The organism is Clostridium niameyense (genome assembly GCF_001243045.1).
GTDB lineage: Bacteria > Bacillota > Clostridia > Clostridiales > Clostridiaceae > Clostridium_F > Clostridium_F niameyense.
In genome coordinates this window covers 28832-43149 of sequence record NZ_LN849007.1, presented here as the reverse complement: position 1 = coordinate 43149, position 14318 = coordinate 28832, and the positions used below count along the sequence as shown (strand labels likewise).

Annotated in this window: 18 protein-coding genes; all 18 read right to left on the bottom strand. The window is 33.9% G+C overall.

Annotated features, from left to right (window positions below; genetic code table 11):
* Window positions 1-13: 13 nt before the first annotated feature.
* Window positions 14-382: a 50S ribosomal protein L14 gene (rplN, locus tag BN1711_RS01220; protein ID WP_050606387.1), complete on the bottom strand. Its 369-nt coding sequence runs from the start codon at window positions 380-382 to the stop codon at window positions 14-16.
* A gap of 32 nt (window positions 383-414) precedes the next feature.
* Entirely contained in the window at window positions 415-669 is a 255-nt protein-coding gene (gene rpsQ / locus BN1711_RS01215) for a 30S ribosomal protein S17 (protein ID WP_050606386.1), read from the bottom strand.
* Window positions 670-691: 22 nt separating this feature from the next.
* Entirely contained in the window at window positions 692-904 is a 213-nt protein-coding gene (gene rpmC, locus BN1711_RS01210; protein ID WP_050606385.1) for a 50S ribosomal protein L29, read from the bottom strand.
* Window positions 894-1337 (bottom strand): 50S ribosomal protein L16, encoded by a 444-nt coding sequence (rplP, locus tag BN1711_RS01205; protein ID WP_050606384.1) that lies wholly within the window; start codon window positions 1335-1337, stop codon window positions 894-896. Before rplP ends, rpmC begins: the two co-directional genes overlap by 11 nt.
* Before the next feature lie 17 nt (window positions 1338-1354).
* Complete coding sequence (rpsC, locus tag BN1711_RS01200; protein ID WP_050606383.1) at window positions 1355-2026, bottom strand: 30S ribosomal protein S3; 672 nt, start codon at window positions 2024-2026, stop codon at window positions 1355-1357.
* Between the two features lie 17 nt (window positions 2027-2043).
* Window positions 2044-2379, bottom strand: a complete 336-nt coding sequence (gene rplV / locus BN1711_RS01195; protein ID WP_050606382.1) for a 50S ribosomal protein L22 — start codon at window positions 2377-2379, stop codon at window positions 2044-2046.
* A gap of 21 nt (window positions 2380-2400) precedes the next feature.
* Window positions 2401-2682 carry a 30S ribosomal protein S19 gene (rpsS, locus tag BN1711_RS01190; protein WP_050606381.1) on the bottom strand — a complete coding sequence of 94 codons (282 nt, stop codon included), beginning with the start codon at window positions 2680-2682 and terminating at the stop codon, window positions 2401-2403.
* A 66-nt stretch (window positions 2683-2748) separates the two neighbouring features.
* Window positions 2749-3582 carry a 50S ribosomal protein L2 gene (gene rplB, locus BN1711_RS01185; RefSeq protein ID WP_050606380.1) on the bottom strand — a complete coding sequence of 278 codons (834 nt, stop codon included), beginning with the start codon at window positions 3580-3582 and terminating at the stop codon, window positions 2749-2751.
* A 58-nt stretch (window positions 3583-3640) separates the two neighbouring features.
* On the bottom strand, window positions 3641-3937 hold the full coding sequence (gene rplW / locus BN1711_RS01180) for a 50S ribosomal protein L23 (protein ID WP_050606379.1): 297 nt from the start codon (window positions 3935-3937) through the stop codon (window positions 3641-3643).
* Complete coding sequence (gene rplD / locus BN1711_RS01175; RefSeq protein WP_050606378.1) at window positions 3937-4557, bottom strand: 50S ribosomal protein L4; 621 nt, start codon at window positions 4555-4557, stop codon at window positions 3937-3939. Before rplD ends, rplW begins: the two co-directional genes overlap by 1 nt.
* Before the next feature lie 24 nt (window positions 4558-4581).
* Window positions 4582-5211: a 50S ribosomal protein L3 gene (rplC, locus tag BN1711_RS01170; RefSeq protein WP_050606377.1), complete on the bottom strand. Its 630-nt coding sequence runs from the start codon at window positions 5209-5211 to the stop codon at window positions 4582-4584.
* Between the two features lie 82 nt (window positions 5212-5293).
* Window positions 5294-5602, bottom strand: coding sequence for a 30S ribosomal protein S10 (gene rpsJ / locus BN1711_RS01165; RefSeq protein ID WP_050606376.1), 309 nt, complete (start codon window positions 5600-5602; stop codon window positions 5294-5296).
* Between the two features lie 341 nt (window positions 5603-5943).
* Window positions 5944-7137, bottom strand: a complete 1194-nt coding sequence (gene tuf / locus BN1711_RS01160; protein WP_050606364.1) for an elongation factor Tu — start codon at window positions 7135-7137, stop codon at window positions 5944-5946.
* 41 nt (window positions 7138-7178) lie between these two features.
* Window positions 7179-9245 (bottom strand): elongation factor G, encoded by a 2067-nt coding sequence (fusA, locus tag BN1711_RS01155; protein WP_082174040.1) that lies wholly within the window; start codon window positions 9243-9245, stop codon window positions 7179-7181.
* 71 nt (window positions 9246-9316) lie between these two features.
* Entirely contained in the window at window positions 9317-9787 is a 471-nt protein-coding gene (rpsG, locus tag BN1711_RS01150) for a 30S ribosomal protein S7 (protein WP_050606375.1), read from the bottom strand.
* 155 nt (window positions 9788-9942) lie between these two features.
* Window positions 9943-10320 carry a 30S ribosomal protein S12 gene (rpsL, locus tag BN1711_RS01145; RefSeq protein ID WP_050606374.1) on the bottom strand — a complete coding sequence of 126 codons (378 nt, stop codon included), beginning with the start codon at window positions 10318-10320 and terminating at the stop codon, window positions 9943-9945.
* Window positions 10321-10396: 76 nt separating this feature from the next.
* Complete coding sequence (locus BN1711_RS01140) at window positions 10397-10639, bottom strand: ribosomal L7Ae/L30e/S12e/Gadd45 family protein (RefSeq protein WP_050606373.1); 243 nt, start codon at window positions 10637-10639, stop codon at window positions 10397-10399.
* Between the two features lie 131 nt (window positions 10640-10770).
* Window positions 10771-14307 carry a DNA-directed RNA polymerase subunit beta' gene (gene rpoC, locus BN1711_RS01135; protein WP_050606372.1) on the bottom strand — a complete coding sequence of 1179 codons (3537 nt, stop codon included), beginning with the start codon at window positions 14305-14307 and terminating at the stop codon, window positions 10771-10773.
* Window positions 14308-14318 lie beyond the last annotated feature (11 nt).

Here is a 14318-nt window from a genome sequence, read left to right as displayed (position 1 = left end):
CCTCCTTGTATTATTATAAAACTTCAGGTGCTAATGATAGGATTTTATTGAACTCTTTATCTCTTAGCTCCCTTGCAACTGGTCCAAATATACGAGTTCCTTTAGGTTGCTTATCGTCTTTAATTACAACAGCTGCGTTTTCATCAAATTTTATGTAAGAACCATCAGATCTTCTTAATCCTTTAACTGATCTTACTATAACAGCTTTTACTACTTCGCCTTTTTTAACAACCCCGCCTGGTGTTGCACTTTTAACGCTAGCAACTATTATATCTCCTATGTTTCCCCATTTTCTGTGGGAACCACCTAAAACTCTTATACACATAATTTCTTTGGCACCAGAATTATCTGCAACTTTTAAAATAGATTGTTGCTGTATCATCTAAGAATAACCTCCCTTCAATGAACTATAAATTATTTAGCCTTTTCTACTATATTTACAAGTCTCCATCTCTTATCTTTAGATAAAGGTCTTGTTTCCATTATTAAAACTCTATCATTTATTCTTGCTTCGTTATTTTCATCATGTGCCTTAAATTTTGTAGTTCTGTTGATTGTTTTTCCATATAGCGGATGGCGTACTTTTGTTTCAACAGCAACTACTATTGTTTTTTCCATTTTATCTGAAACAACTCTACCGATTCTTGTTTTTCTATGTGTTCTTTCCACAGGATTTGCCTCCTTTCAGTTTTTACTGCTCAAATGCTCTAATTTCTTCTTGTCTTAAAATAGTTTTAATTTGAGCTATTGACTTCTTAACTTCCCTAATTCTCATTGGATTTTCTAACTGTCCTGTAGCTAACTGAAATCTTAAATTAAATAATTCAGCCTTTAAATCATTTAATTTTGATTTTAATTCTTGTGGTGTACCTTTTCTTAATTCTTGCAATTCTCTAGCCTTCATTTACTTCACCACCCATTTCTTCAAAATCTCTTCTTGTTACGAACTTAGTCTTAACTGGTAACTTATGTGAAGCAAGTCTCATAGCTTCTCTTGCTACTGTTTCGCTTACTCCTGAAATTTCGAATAAAACTCTTCCTGGTTTTACAACTGCTACCCAGTATTCTGGTGAACCTTTACCAGAACCCATACGAGTTTCTGCTGGCTTTTCAGTAACTGGCTTATCTGGGAAGATCTTTATCCAAACCTTTCCTCCTCTTTTAACATATCTATTTATAGCTATTCTGGCAGCTTCTATTTGGTTGCTTGTTATCCAACCGCATTCTGTTGCTTGTAAACCAAAATCTCCATAAGCAATAAAATTACCTCTGGTAGCTTTTCCTTTCATTCTACCACGTTGTACTTTACGACGCTTAACTCTTTTAGGCATTAACATGTGTTATTCCTCCTTCCTTATGCGTTTACTTCTTTCTTTTCCTCTTTATTTTTTCTTGTTGGAAGAACTTCTCCTCTATATACCCAAACTTTTACTCCTATTTTACCATAAGTAGTATCAGCTTCTGCAAATCCATAATCTATATCAGCTCTTAATGTTTGTAGTGGAATTGTTCCTTCATGGTATTCTTCTGCTCTTGCTATTTCAGCACCACCAAGTCTTCCTGAACAAGTTGTTTTTATACCTTTAACTCCAGTTCTCATTGCTCTTTGTATTGATTGTTTCATAGCTCTTCTAAAAGATATTCTCTTTTCAAGTTGTTGAGCTATATTTTCAGCTACTAATTGAGCATCTGTTTCTGGATTTTTAACTTCTACAATGTTTATTAATATATTTTTATTAGAAATAATGTTTTTTAAGCTATTTTTTAAAGCTTCTATTCCTTGACCGCCTTTTCCTATTACCATTCCTGGCTTAGCAGTATATATGTTTAATTTTATTCTTTTTGCCGCTCTTTCTATCTCTATTTTAGATATACCTGCTGCATAAGAATTTCTTTTAACAAATTTTCTTATTTTGTGATCTTCTATTAAGTTATCTGCAAAATTTTTCTTATCAGCGTACCATTTAGCATCCCAATCCTTAATTACACCAACTCTTAGTCCGTGTGGATGTACTTTTTGACCCATCGAATTCCCTCCTCTTCTTAGACTCTTTCTTTTACAACTAAAGTTAAATGACTACTTCTCTTTTTTATTCCAAAAGCTCTACCTTGAGCATGTGGTTGATATCTCTTTAATGTTGGTCCTTGACAAGCATATACTTCTGATATATATAAACTATTAGCATCTAAGTTTAAGTTATTCTCAGCATTAGCTACAGCTGACTTTAAAGCCTTGTAAACTACTTCTGCTGCATCTTTTGGAGTATATTTAAGTATTGCAAATGCTTCATTTACATCCTTACCTCTTACTAAGTCAAGAACAACTCCAATCTTTCTTGGAGACATTCTAACATATCTAACTATAGATTTAGCTTCCATTGAACGTTACCTCCTTCCAGCTTATCTTACACGAGATGATTTTTCTGATTTTATGTGTCCCTTATAAGTTCTAGTAAGAACAAATTCTCCTAATTTGTGACCTACCATATCTTCAGTTATATATACTGGAACATGCTTTCTTCCATCATGAACAGCAATAGTATGGCCGATCATTTGTGGGAATATTGTTGAACTTCTTGACCAAGTTTTTATAACTTTCTTCTCGCCTTGTTTGTTCATTTCATTTATTCTCTTTAAAAGTACTTCTTGTATATATGGTCCTTTTTTAACTGATCTACTCAAAATATTTGCCTCCCTTCGGAAATCATAGATTAATAATTTGAAGAGAATATTGATATTCTCTTCAAACTATTTAGAATTTCTTCTCTTAACAATAAATCTGTCTGAGTATTTCTTGTTCTTTCTTGTTTTGTATCCAAGTGCTGGTTTACCCCATGGAGTCACTGGACCTGGAAGTCCTACTGGACACTTACCTTCACCACCACCGTGAGGGTGATCGTTAGGGTTCATGACAGAACCTCTTACTGTAGGTCTTACACCCATGTGTCTCTTTCTACCAGCTTTTCCGATATTAACAATATCGTTTGTTTGGTTAGATATAACACCTAAAGTAGCTCTACATTCTACTCTTATATATCTAACTTCTCCACTTGGTAATCTTACTTGAGCGTATTTTCCTTCTTTAGCCATAAGTTGAGCTGAATTACCAGCTGATCTAACTAATTGAGCGCCTTTTCCTGGTGCTAACTCAATATTATGAATAATTGAACCTACTGGTATATTCTTTATTGGTAAACAGTTTCCAACTTTTATGTCAGCATCTGCTCCTGATACTATTGTATTTCCTACTTTTAATCCATTTGGTGCTATTATGTATCTCTTTTCACCATCTGCATATACAACAAGTGCTATAAAAGCTGTTCTGTTTGGATCGTATTCTATAGTAGCAACTTTTGCTGGAATACCATCTTTATTTCTCTTGAAGTCAATTAATCTATATTTTCTCTTAGCTCCACCACCAATATGGCGAACTGTTATTTTACCATTTGCGTTTCTACCACCACTCTTTTTTAAGCTTACAAGAAGTGATTTTTCTGGTACACTTGTTGTTATTTCTTCAAATGTACTCATAGTCATTTCTCTTCTTGAAGGTGTGGTTGGTTTAAAACCTCTAATAGCCATGTGTTTCCCTCCTCCGTTAGCTTATCTGGCCTTCTAACCAATAACTGCTTTATTACTTTTATAGTCCTTCAAAGAACTCTATTGTTTTGCTATCATCGCTTAATTTAATTATAGCCTTTTTGTAATCTGGTCTCTTTCCTATGTGGACTCCCACTCTCTTAGTCTTACCAGATATTCTTGCTGTCTTAACATCTTCTACTTTAACATCGAATATTGATTCAACAGCTCTCTTTATTTGTGATTTATTAGCGTGTATATCAACTATAAAGGTGTACTTCTTTTCACCCATTGAAGCCATAGATTTTTCTGTAATAAGAGGTCTTCTTATTATGTCATAATTATTAGTTAGCTTCATTATGCATACACCTCCTCAATCTTGGATACAGCATCCTTAGTAATAACAACTTTGTTATATTTTAATAAATCATATACATTGATGTTATTAGCAGGAATTACTTCTACCCCTTCAATATTTCTTGCTGATTTATAAACATTTTGTTCAACATTTCCAGTAACTATTAATGTTTTCTTTGCTTCGAATGCATTAAGCATTTTTACAATTTCTCTAGTTTTTGGTGCTTCTAAATTTATAGCATCAACAACTACCATTGAACCTTCATTAACTTTTTCAGTTAATGCTGATTTCATAGCTACCCTTCTCATTGATTTTGGAACTGATACTCTAAAGTCTCTTGGCTTTGGAGCAAAAACAACACCACCATGTATCCATTGAGGTGCTCTTATTGAACCTTGTCTTGCTCTACCTGTTCCTTTTTGTCTCCAAGGCTTAATTCCGCCTCCTGCAACCTCAGCTCTTGTTTTAGCTGATTGAGTTCCTTGTCTTTTATTTGCTAGCAAAGCTTTTACTACTTGATGCATAGCATATGTATTAACTTCTACACCAAATACGCTATCTGCTAATTGTAAATCTCCAACTTTTTCTCCGTTTTGGTTAAATAAATCTACCTTAGGCATTCTGCATCCTCCTTTCTACAAAAATTAAGCTTTCACAGTATTTCTTATTTGTACTAAACCTTTATTTGGACCAGGTACTCCACCTTTTATTAATATAAGGTTCTTCTCTGGAACTATCTTTACTACTTCAAGATTTAGGACAGTTGTATTAACATTACCCATATGTCCAGGCATTCTCTTGTTTTTAAATGTTCTAGATGGATCTGATGATCCTCCCATTGAACCAACTGCTCTATGGAATTTAGAACCGTGAGACATTGGTCCTCTATGTGCATTCCATCTCTTTATTGTACCTTGGAATCCCTTACCTTTAGAAACTCCTGATATATCTACTCTTTCTCCTGCTGCAAATACGTCAGCTTTGATTTCTTGACCAACTTCTAATTCGTTACAATCTTCTAATCTGAATTCTCTTAGAACTCTCTTTATTGCAACACCTGATTTTGCAAAGTGGCCTTTCTTTGGCTTATTAACTAATTTTTCTCTTATATCTTCAAATCCAACTTGGATTGCTTCATATCCATCTTTTTCTACTGTTTTCTTTTGAGTTACTACACATGGACCTGCTTCTATTACAGTTACTGGTATAACTTTTCCACTTTCGTCAAATATTTGAGTCATACCAAGCTTTCTTCCTAATATAGCTTTTTTCATCTTTGCACCTCCTCAACATATTAGCGGATCACATTATTTCTGCAATCATAATAGTTCGTAATAGCTACTCTATTACTTTTAATTAAAGTTTTATTTCTATATCTACTCCTGCTGGTAGATCTAATCTCATTAAAGCATCAACTGTTTTAGGTGATGGACTAATTATATCTATTAGTCTTTTATGAGTTCTTATTTCAAACTGCTCTCTTGAATCTTTATACTTATGTGGAGCTCTTAAAATTGTAACTATATCTTTTTCTGTTGGTAGAGGTACTGGACCTGCTACTTTAGCTCCTGTTGATTTAGCAGTTTCAACAATTTTTAAAGCTGATTGATCTAATATACTGTGATCAAATGCTTTTAATCTTATTCTTATTTTTTGTTTTGCCATTTCTGTTCCCTCCTTTTCTTGTACGTTTCACTTCTTACGCACAACAGCGGAAATATTCTATAAACTGTTCCGGGTGTTGCATGTTTTACTTAACACAAGGTACCCTATAGAATAACCGTCGCCAGGTTCATGACCTCGACATACTCCTTCAAGAATTTCCCGTAAGTTCGGCAACCTCTTGAGTCATCGCTGTTATTACATTACAACTTCTATAGTATACACTATTTTTTTTATTTTGACAAGTATTTTTATAAAATGTGCTTATTTTATATTAATAAAAGGAAAGAGGGCCCTCTTTCCTTTTATTTTCTAATACATAATTATAATTAAAATTAATTTAATTATTCAATTATGCTAGTAACAACTCCTGAACCTACTGTTCTTCCACCTTCTCTGATAGCGAATCTTAGGTTTTCGTGCATTGCTACTGGTGTTATTAATTCAACTGTCATATCTATGTGGTCTCCAGGCATTACCATTTCTATTCCTTCTGGTAAGTTGATTGATCCTGTAACGTCTGTTGTTCTAAAGTAGAATTGTGGTCTATATCCATTAAAGAATGGAGTATGTCTTCCACCTTCTTCTTTCTTTAGTACGTATACTTGACCTACAAATTTCTTATGTGGTGTTATTGAACCTGGTTTTGCAAGTACTTGACCTCTTTCGATATCATCTCTTTGAACACCTCTTAATAATGCTCCGATGTTATCTCCTGCCATTGCTTCTTCTAATATCTTTCTGAACATTTCGATTCCTGTACATACTGTTTTTGCTACTTCTTGTTTTAATCCTATGATTTCTAACTCATCTCCAGTATGTAATGTTCCTCTTTCAACTCTTCCTGTTGCAACTGTTCCTCTTCCTGTTATTGTGAAGATATCTTCTACTGGCATTAAGAATGGTTGATCTGTTGCTCTTTCTGGAGTTGGTATATAGCTATCTACTGCTTCCATTAATTCATGTATGCATTTTGTTTTTTCTTCATTGTCTGAGTTTTCTAGTACTTCTAATGCTGATCCTACTACGATTGGTGTATCGTCTCCTGGGAATCCATATTCATTTAATAATTCTCTTACTTCCATTTCAACTAATTCGATTAGTTCTGGATCATCTACTTGGTCTGCTTTATTTAAGAATACTACTATGTATTGTACACCAACTCTTGATGCTAGTAGTATATGTTCTCTTGTTTGTGGCATTGGACCATCTGCTGCTGATACAACTAAGATAGCTCCATCCATTTGTGCTGCTCCTGTGATCATGTTCTTTACATAGTCTGCGTGTCCTGGGCAGTCAACGTGAGCATAGTGTCTGTTTTCTGTTTCATACTCAACGTGTGATGTATTGATTGTAATTCCTCTTTCTTTTTCTTCTGGTGCTTTATCTATTTCGTCGTATTTTGTTGCGTCTGCCTTTCCCTCTTTTGCTAATACTGTTGTAATAGCTGCTGTTAATGTTGTCTTACCATGGTCTACGTGTCCTATTGTTCCTATATTTACATGAGGTTTTGTTCTTTCATATTTTGCTTTTGACATTTTTTGTTCCTCCTTTTATTAAGTTTCTATTATAATTAATTTTATTTATTACCAATAATTTTATCTTGTATACTCTTTGGAACTTCTTCGTAATGGTCAAATTGCATTACGTAGTTTCCTCTACCTTGAGTCTTAGATCTTAAAGTAGTAGCATATCCAAACATTTCAGAAAGTGGTACGAAAGCTCTTATTACTTCTGCACCTGCTCTTGGAGTCATTCCTTCTATTCTACCTCTTCTTGAGTTAATATCTCCAATTACATCTCCCATATATTCTTCTGGCACAACTACTTCTACCTTCATTGAAGGCTCTAATAATACTGCATCCGCCTTGCTCATTGCATTCTTGAATGCCATAGAACCTGCAATCTTAAATGCCATTTCTGAAGAGTCAACATCATGGTATGATCCATCAACTAACTTAACCTTGAAGTTAATAACTGGATATCCAGCGATTATACCACTTTCAGATGCTTCTTTAATTCCATTATCTATAGCTGGAATGTATTCTCTTGGTATAGCACCACCAACGATAGCATTTTCAAATTCATATTCACCTTCAGTTGGAGTCATTTCAATCCAACAATGTCCGTATTGTCCACGTCCACCTGATTGTCTAATGAACTTACCTTCAGCTTTAACTGGCTTTCTTATAGTCTCTTTGTAAGCAACTTGTGGTTGACCTACGTTACATTCAACTTTAAATTCTCTCTTAAGTCTATCAACAATGATTTCAAGATGAAGTTCTCCCATACCAGAAATTATTGTTTGACCTGTTTCTTGATCTGTATAAGTCTTGAATGTTGGATCTTCTTCAGCTAATTTACTTAAAGCTATACCCATCTTTTCTTGACCAGCTTTAGTCTTAGGTTCTATCGCTACAGAAATAACTGGTTCTGGGAATTCCATATTTTCAAGAATTACTGGATCATTTTCATCACAAAGAGTATCTCCTGTAGTAGTATCTTTTAAACCAACTATAGCACCTAAATCTCCTGCTTTTAGTTGTTCTACTTCTTCTCTGTGATTAGCATGCATCTTAACAAGTCTTCCTATTCTTTCTCTCTTACCCTTGTTTGAGTTAAATACATAAGTACCACTGTTCATAGTACCAGAATAAACTCTTGTGAAAGCTAACTTACCTATGAATGGGTCTGTAGCTATCTTAAATGCTAATGCTGCTAATGGTGCTGATGCATCAGCTGGTCTTGTAATTTCTTCACCGTCGCTTACTTTTGTTCCATTAACTGGTGGAATATCTAATGGTGAAGGCATGAATTCAACTATAGAATCTAGTAATAATTGAACTCCCTTATTCTTATAAGCTGAACCGCAAAGTACAGGTACTATTTCGTTGCTTATAACAGCTTTTCTCATAGCCTTCTTTATTTCTTCAGCTGTTATTTCTTCACCTTCTAAATATTTCATCATTAATTCTTCATCAGTTTCACAAACAGCTTCTAATAAAATTGTTCTATATTCTTCTGCTTGTTCTTTCATATCATCTGGAATTTCAGTTTCATCCATTTTAGTTCCTAAATCATCTTCATAGATTATTGCTTCATTTTTAATAAGATCTATGATTCCTGAGAATGAATCTTCTGCTCCTATAGGTAATTGAATAGCTACTGCATTAGCATGTAATCTATCTCTTAGTGTATTTACAGACATTAAGAAGTCTGCTCCTAATTTATCCATTTTATTTATAAATACCATTCTTGGTACTTTGTAATTATCTGCCTGTCTCCATACTGTTTCTGTTTGAGGTTCAACACCGCTTTTAGCATCTAGTATTGTTACAGCTCCATCTAGAACTCTTAATGATCTTTCAACTTCAACTGTGAAGTCTACATGTCCTGGTGTATCAATTATGTTTACTTGATGATCTTTCCAAAAACAAGTTGTTGCTGCTGATGTTATTGTGATACCTCTTTCTTGTTCTTGTGCCATCCAGTCCATTGTAGCGGCACCTTCATGAGTTTCTCCTATTTTATGTGTTTTTCCTGTATAAAATAGTATACGTTCAGTAGCAGTAGTTTTTCCTGCATCTATATGGGCCATAATTCCTATATTACGGTATTTTGCCAACGGATACTCTTTGTTAGCCACGATTTACTCCTCCTATCGTTTTCAAATTTAATTTGACAAAACTGTTTTGGCAAAGCCAAAACAGTTTTATACTAGTATCTGTAATGTGCGAAAGCTTTGTTAGCTTCTGCCATTTTATGTGTTTCTTCTCTTTTCTTAACTGCTGCACCAGTATTATTTGCTGCATCTAATAATTCTGATGAAAGTCTTTCTTTCATACTTCTTTCGCCTCTTTTTCTAGCCGCAGCTAATACCCATCTAATTCCTAATGTTTGCCTTCTTTCTGGTCTAACTTCCATTGGCACTTGATATGTAGCTCCACCTATTCTTCTAGCTTTAACCTCAAGTAATGGCATTATGTTGTTCATAGCTTCTTCAAAAACTTCCATAGCATCTTTTCCTGACTTCTCAGCCATTATTTCAAATGCGCCATAGCATATTTTTTGTGCTACTCCCTTTTTACCATCTAACATTAGATTGTTTATTAATTTTGTAACAACTTTACTATTGTACACTGGATCTGGTAATACATCTCTCTTTGATATATGTCCTTTTCTTGGCACTTTTCTTCCCTCCTTAACAATTGAATTAAGTTCATAGGTACTCGACATAATTTTATCGTAAAGTGCTGGACCTTCTGCTAAACATACAAATAATCTATATAAACGCTGAAGACTAGCACTGCTTATACCAACTAAATTATATCAAATACAGTTTACTATTTTTGCTTTGGCTTCTTAGCACCATATTTTGATCTAGATTGCATTCTGTTAGCTACACCTGCTGCATCTAAAGCTCCTCTAACTATATGGTATCTAACACCTGGAAGGTCTTTAACTCTTCCTCCTCTTATAAGAACAACGCTATGTTCTTGTAAGTTATGTCCTACACCTGGAATATAAGCTGTAACTTCATATCCATTTGTAAGTCTAACTCTGGCAACTTTTCTTAACGCTGAGTTAGGTTTCTTTGGAGTTGTAGTTTTAACAACTGTACATACTCCTCTCTTTTGAGGACATTGCTTTAATGCTGGTGAATCTGATGCTGATGATACTGTTTTTCTGCCTTTTCTTACTAATTGGCTAATTGTTGGCATATGTGAGTGCACCTCCTTCTTTAAATGCATAAAATAAAAATTTATTAAATGCCAAAATGGCTAGTTAATAACATATTTAATCTTTTAGTAAGGCTGCTATCGCTGCCCCTACATCAATACTACACATTTTGCCTAATTCTTTCATGCTGTCAATTTCTATAACTTCTAGGGAATTTTCATCTGCTAATTTCCTTAGTGGGGCCATTAAATCATAACTTGCGTCATTTGCTATATAAACAACTTTAGCAGTACCATTTTTAATAGCTTTTATAGTTTGTTTTATTCCCACAACCTTATTACCTTTAAGTCTGTCAATCATAATTGACTTCCTCCCTAAAATATCTATTAACAAGGAGACAAAGTTTAGAATATTAAAACTTTGCTCCCATTAAAAAATATAACAGATGTATTTTATCATTTTGAATCTATAATGTCAATAATTTATAAATTCTATATTTCTTCGGCTTCTATAGAAGCTTCTTCATTATCTTCAATTTCTGTATTTATTTTTATAGATCTATATCTAGTCATACCTGTTCCAGCAGGTATTAATTTACCAATAATTACATTTTCCTTTAATCCTAATAATGGATCTACTTTCCCCTTTATAGCAGCATCTGTAAGAACTCTTGTTGTTTCTTGGAATGATGCAGCTGATAAGAATGATTCTGTAGCCAAGGCTGCTTTTGTAATTCCTAGTAAAGTAATTCTACCTTCTGCAGGCTTACCACCTTTTTCTTCGATTTCTCTATTAGCTTCTTGGAAATCAAATATGTCTATCATAGTTCCAGGTAATAATTCTGTATCACCTGAATCTTCTATTTTAACTTTCCTAGTCATTTGTCTTACAACTACTTCTAGATGTTTATCATTTATATCAACACCTTGTAGTCTATAAACTTTTTGTACTTCTGATAGTAGATAGTTTTTAACTCCTTCTACTCCCTTTATTCTTAATATATCATGAGGATTTACTGAACCTTCTGTTATTTCATCTCCAGCTGAAATCTTTTGTCCATTGCTTACTTTTATTCTAGAACCAAATGGTATATCATAGGATACTTCTTCCCCTGAGTCTGTTACTACAAATATTGTTCTCTTTTTCTTTGTTTCTTCCATTCTTACAGTACCAGATACTTCACTTACAATAGCTAATCCCTTTGGCTTTCTTGCTTCAAATAATTCCTCAACTCTTGGAAGACCTTGAGTAATATCTGATCCAGCAACTCCACCTGTATGGAATGTTCTCATTGTAAGCTGTGTTCCAGGTTCACCTATACTTTGTGCTGCTATTATTCCTACAGCTTCACCGATGTTAATTCTTTGAGCTGTAGCCATATTCATACCATAGCATTTAGCACAAACACCATGTTTAGATTTACAAGTAAATACAGATCTTATCTTAACCTTTTTAATTCCTGTTTTTGCAACTTTTTCAGCTAAGTCTTCATCCATATAAGTATCTCCAGGAACTATTACTTCTCCAGTGTTTGGATCTATAATATCCTCTAAAGAATATCTTCCTGTAAGTCTTTCTGCTAAAGATTCTATAACTTCATTTCCTTCTTTTATTTCTATAACTTCAAATCCCTCGTGGGTTCCACAGTCTTCTTCTCTTACTATAACATCTTGAGATACATCTACAAGTCTTCTAGTTAAGTAACCTGAATCTGCAGTCTTTAAAGCTGTATCTGCGTTACCTTTTCTAGCACCATGAGTTGATATGAAGTACTCTAACACATCAAGACCTTCTCTAAATGATGCTTTTATTGGTAATTCTATAATCTTACCTGACGGATTCGCCATAAGTCCTCTCATACCAGCTAATTGCTTAATTTGACTCTTAGAACCTCTGGCTCCTGAATCTGCCATCATATAAATTGGATTAAATTTATCAAGGTTATCCATAAGGGCATTGGCTACATCTTCTGTAGTCTTAGTCCACATGTCTATTACCTTTTCATATCTTTCTTCTTCTGATATGAATCCTCTTCTATATATCTTTTGTATCTTTTCTACTTCTTTTTCTGTTTTTTCTAGCAATTCCCTCTTAGCGCTAGGAACTACCATGTCTGAAGTAGAAATAGTTATAGCTCCAATAGTTGAATAATGATATCCCTTTGCTTTTATCTTATCTAGCATTACAGATGTTTTTGTCGCACCATGTTTCATATAACATCTATTTATTATTCCACCTAAAGTTTTCTTAGTTACAAGGAAGTCTACTTCTAATTTTAATTTGTTTTCTGGTATACTTCTATCAATGTATCCTAAGTCTTGAGGAATTGATTCATTAAACAATATCTTTCCTGGAGTAGCTTGAATTATTCCTGTACATAATTCTCCATTAACTACTCTTGTTAATCTAACCTTTATCTTAGCATGTATATCAACTTCTTTTAATTGATATGCCATAATTACTTCTTCTGGTGATGAGAATACTTTTCCTTCACCCTTAACACCATCTTTATCTATAGTCAAGTAGTAAGATCCTAATACCATATCTTGTGTAGGAACTACTACTGGCTTACCATCTGAAGGTTTTAATATGTTATGCGCTGCTAACATTAAAAATCTTGCTTCTGACTGAGCTTCTACAGATAATGGAACATGGACAGCCATTTGGTCTCCATCGAAGTCCGCATTGTATGCTGTACATACTAAAGGATGAAGCTTTATAGCTCTTCCTTCTACCAATACTGGTTGGAAGGCTTGAATTCCTAATCTATGAAGAGTAGGTGCACGGTTTAATAATACAGGATGATCTAATATAACTTCTTCTAATACATCCCATACTTGCGGTTGAACTCTTTCAACCATTCTCTTAGCACTCTTTATATTATGAGCTAAAGCATTTTGAACTAATTTCTTCATAACAAATGGTTTGAATAATTCAAGTGCCATTTCTTTTGGTAAACCGCATTGATACATTTTTAATTCTGGTCCAACAACTATAACCGAACGTCCTGAATAGTCAACACGTTTTCCTAGAAGGTTTTGTCTAAATCTTCCTTGCTTACCTTTAAGCATATCAGATAAAGATTTAAGAGGTCTATTTCCAGGACCTGTTACAGGTCTTCCTCTTCTACCATTATCTATAAGAGCATCTACTGCTTCTTGAAGCATTCTCTTTTCATTTCTAACAATGATATCAGGAGCACCAAGATCCAATAGTTTCTTTAACCTATTGTTTCTATTTATAACTCTTCTATATAAATCATTTAAGTCAGAAGTTGCAAATCTTCCTCCATCTAACTGAACCATAGGTCTCAAATCAGGTGGTATTACCGGTATGACATCTATAATCATCCACTCAGGCCTATTACCTGATTTTCTAAAAGATTCTACTACCTCTAATCTTCTTATTATTCTTATTTTCTTTTGACCTGTACTTGTTTTTAAATCTTCTTTTAGTTCTTCAGAAGTTCTATTTAAATCTATTTCTTCTAAAAGTTTTTTTACAGCTTCAGCTCCCATTCCAGCTGTAAAATTACCTTCTCCATACTTATCTACACTCTCTCTATATTCTTTTTCGCTTAATAATTGTTTCTTTAAAAGAGGTGTTTCTTTAGGATCAAGAACTATGTAAGAAGCGAAATAAAGTACTTTCTCTAAAGCTCTTGGGGACATATCAAGTATTAATCCCATACGTGATGGTATACCTTTGAAATACCATATGTGGGATACAGGGGCAGCAAGTTCTATGTGCCCCATTCTTTCACGTCTTACCTTTGCCTTAGTAACTTCCACTCCACATCTATCACAAACTATACCTTTGTATCTTATTCTTTTATATTTTCCGCAATGACATTCCCAGTCCTTAATAGGTCCGAAAATTCTTTCACAAAATAATCCATCTCTTTCTGGTTTTAGGGTTCTATAATTAATGGTTTCAGGCTTTTTTACTTCACCCCTTGACCATTCCCTTATTTTTTCAGGTGAAGCCAATCCTATTTGTAGTGCATCAAAATTATTTAATTCAAACAAGGGTAAGTCCT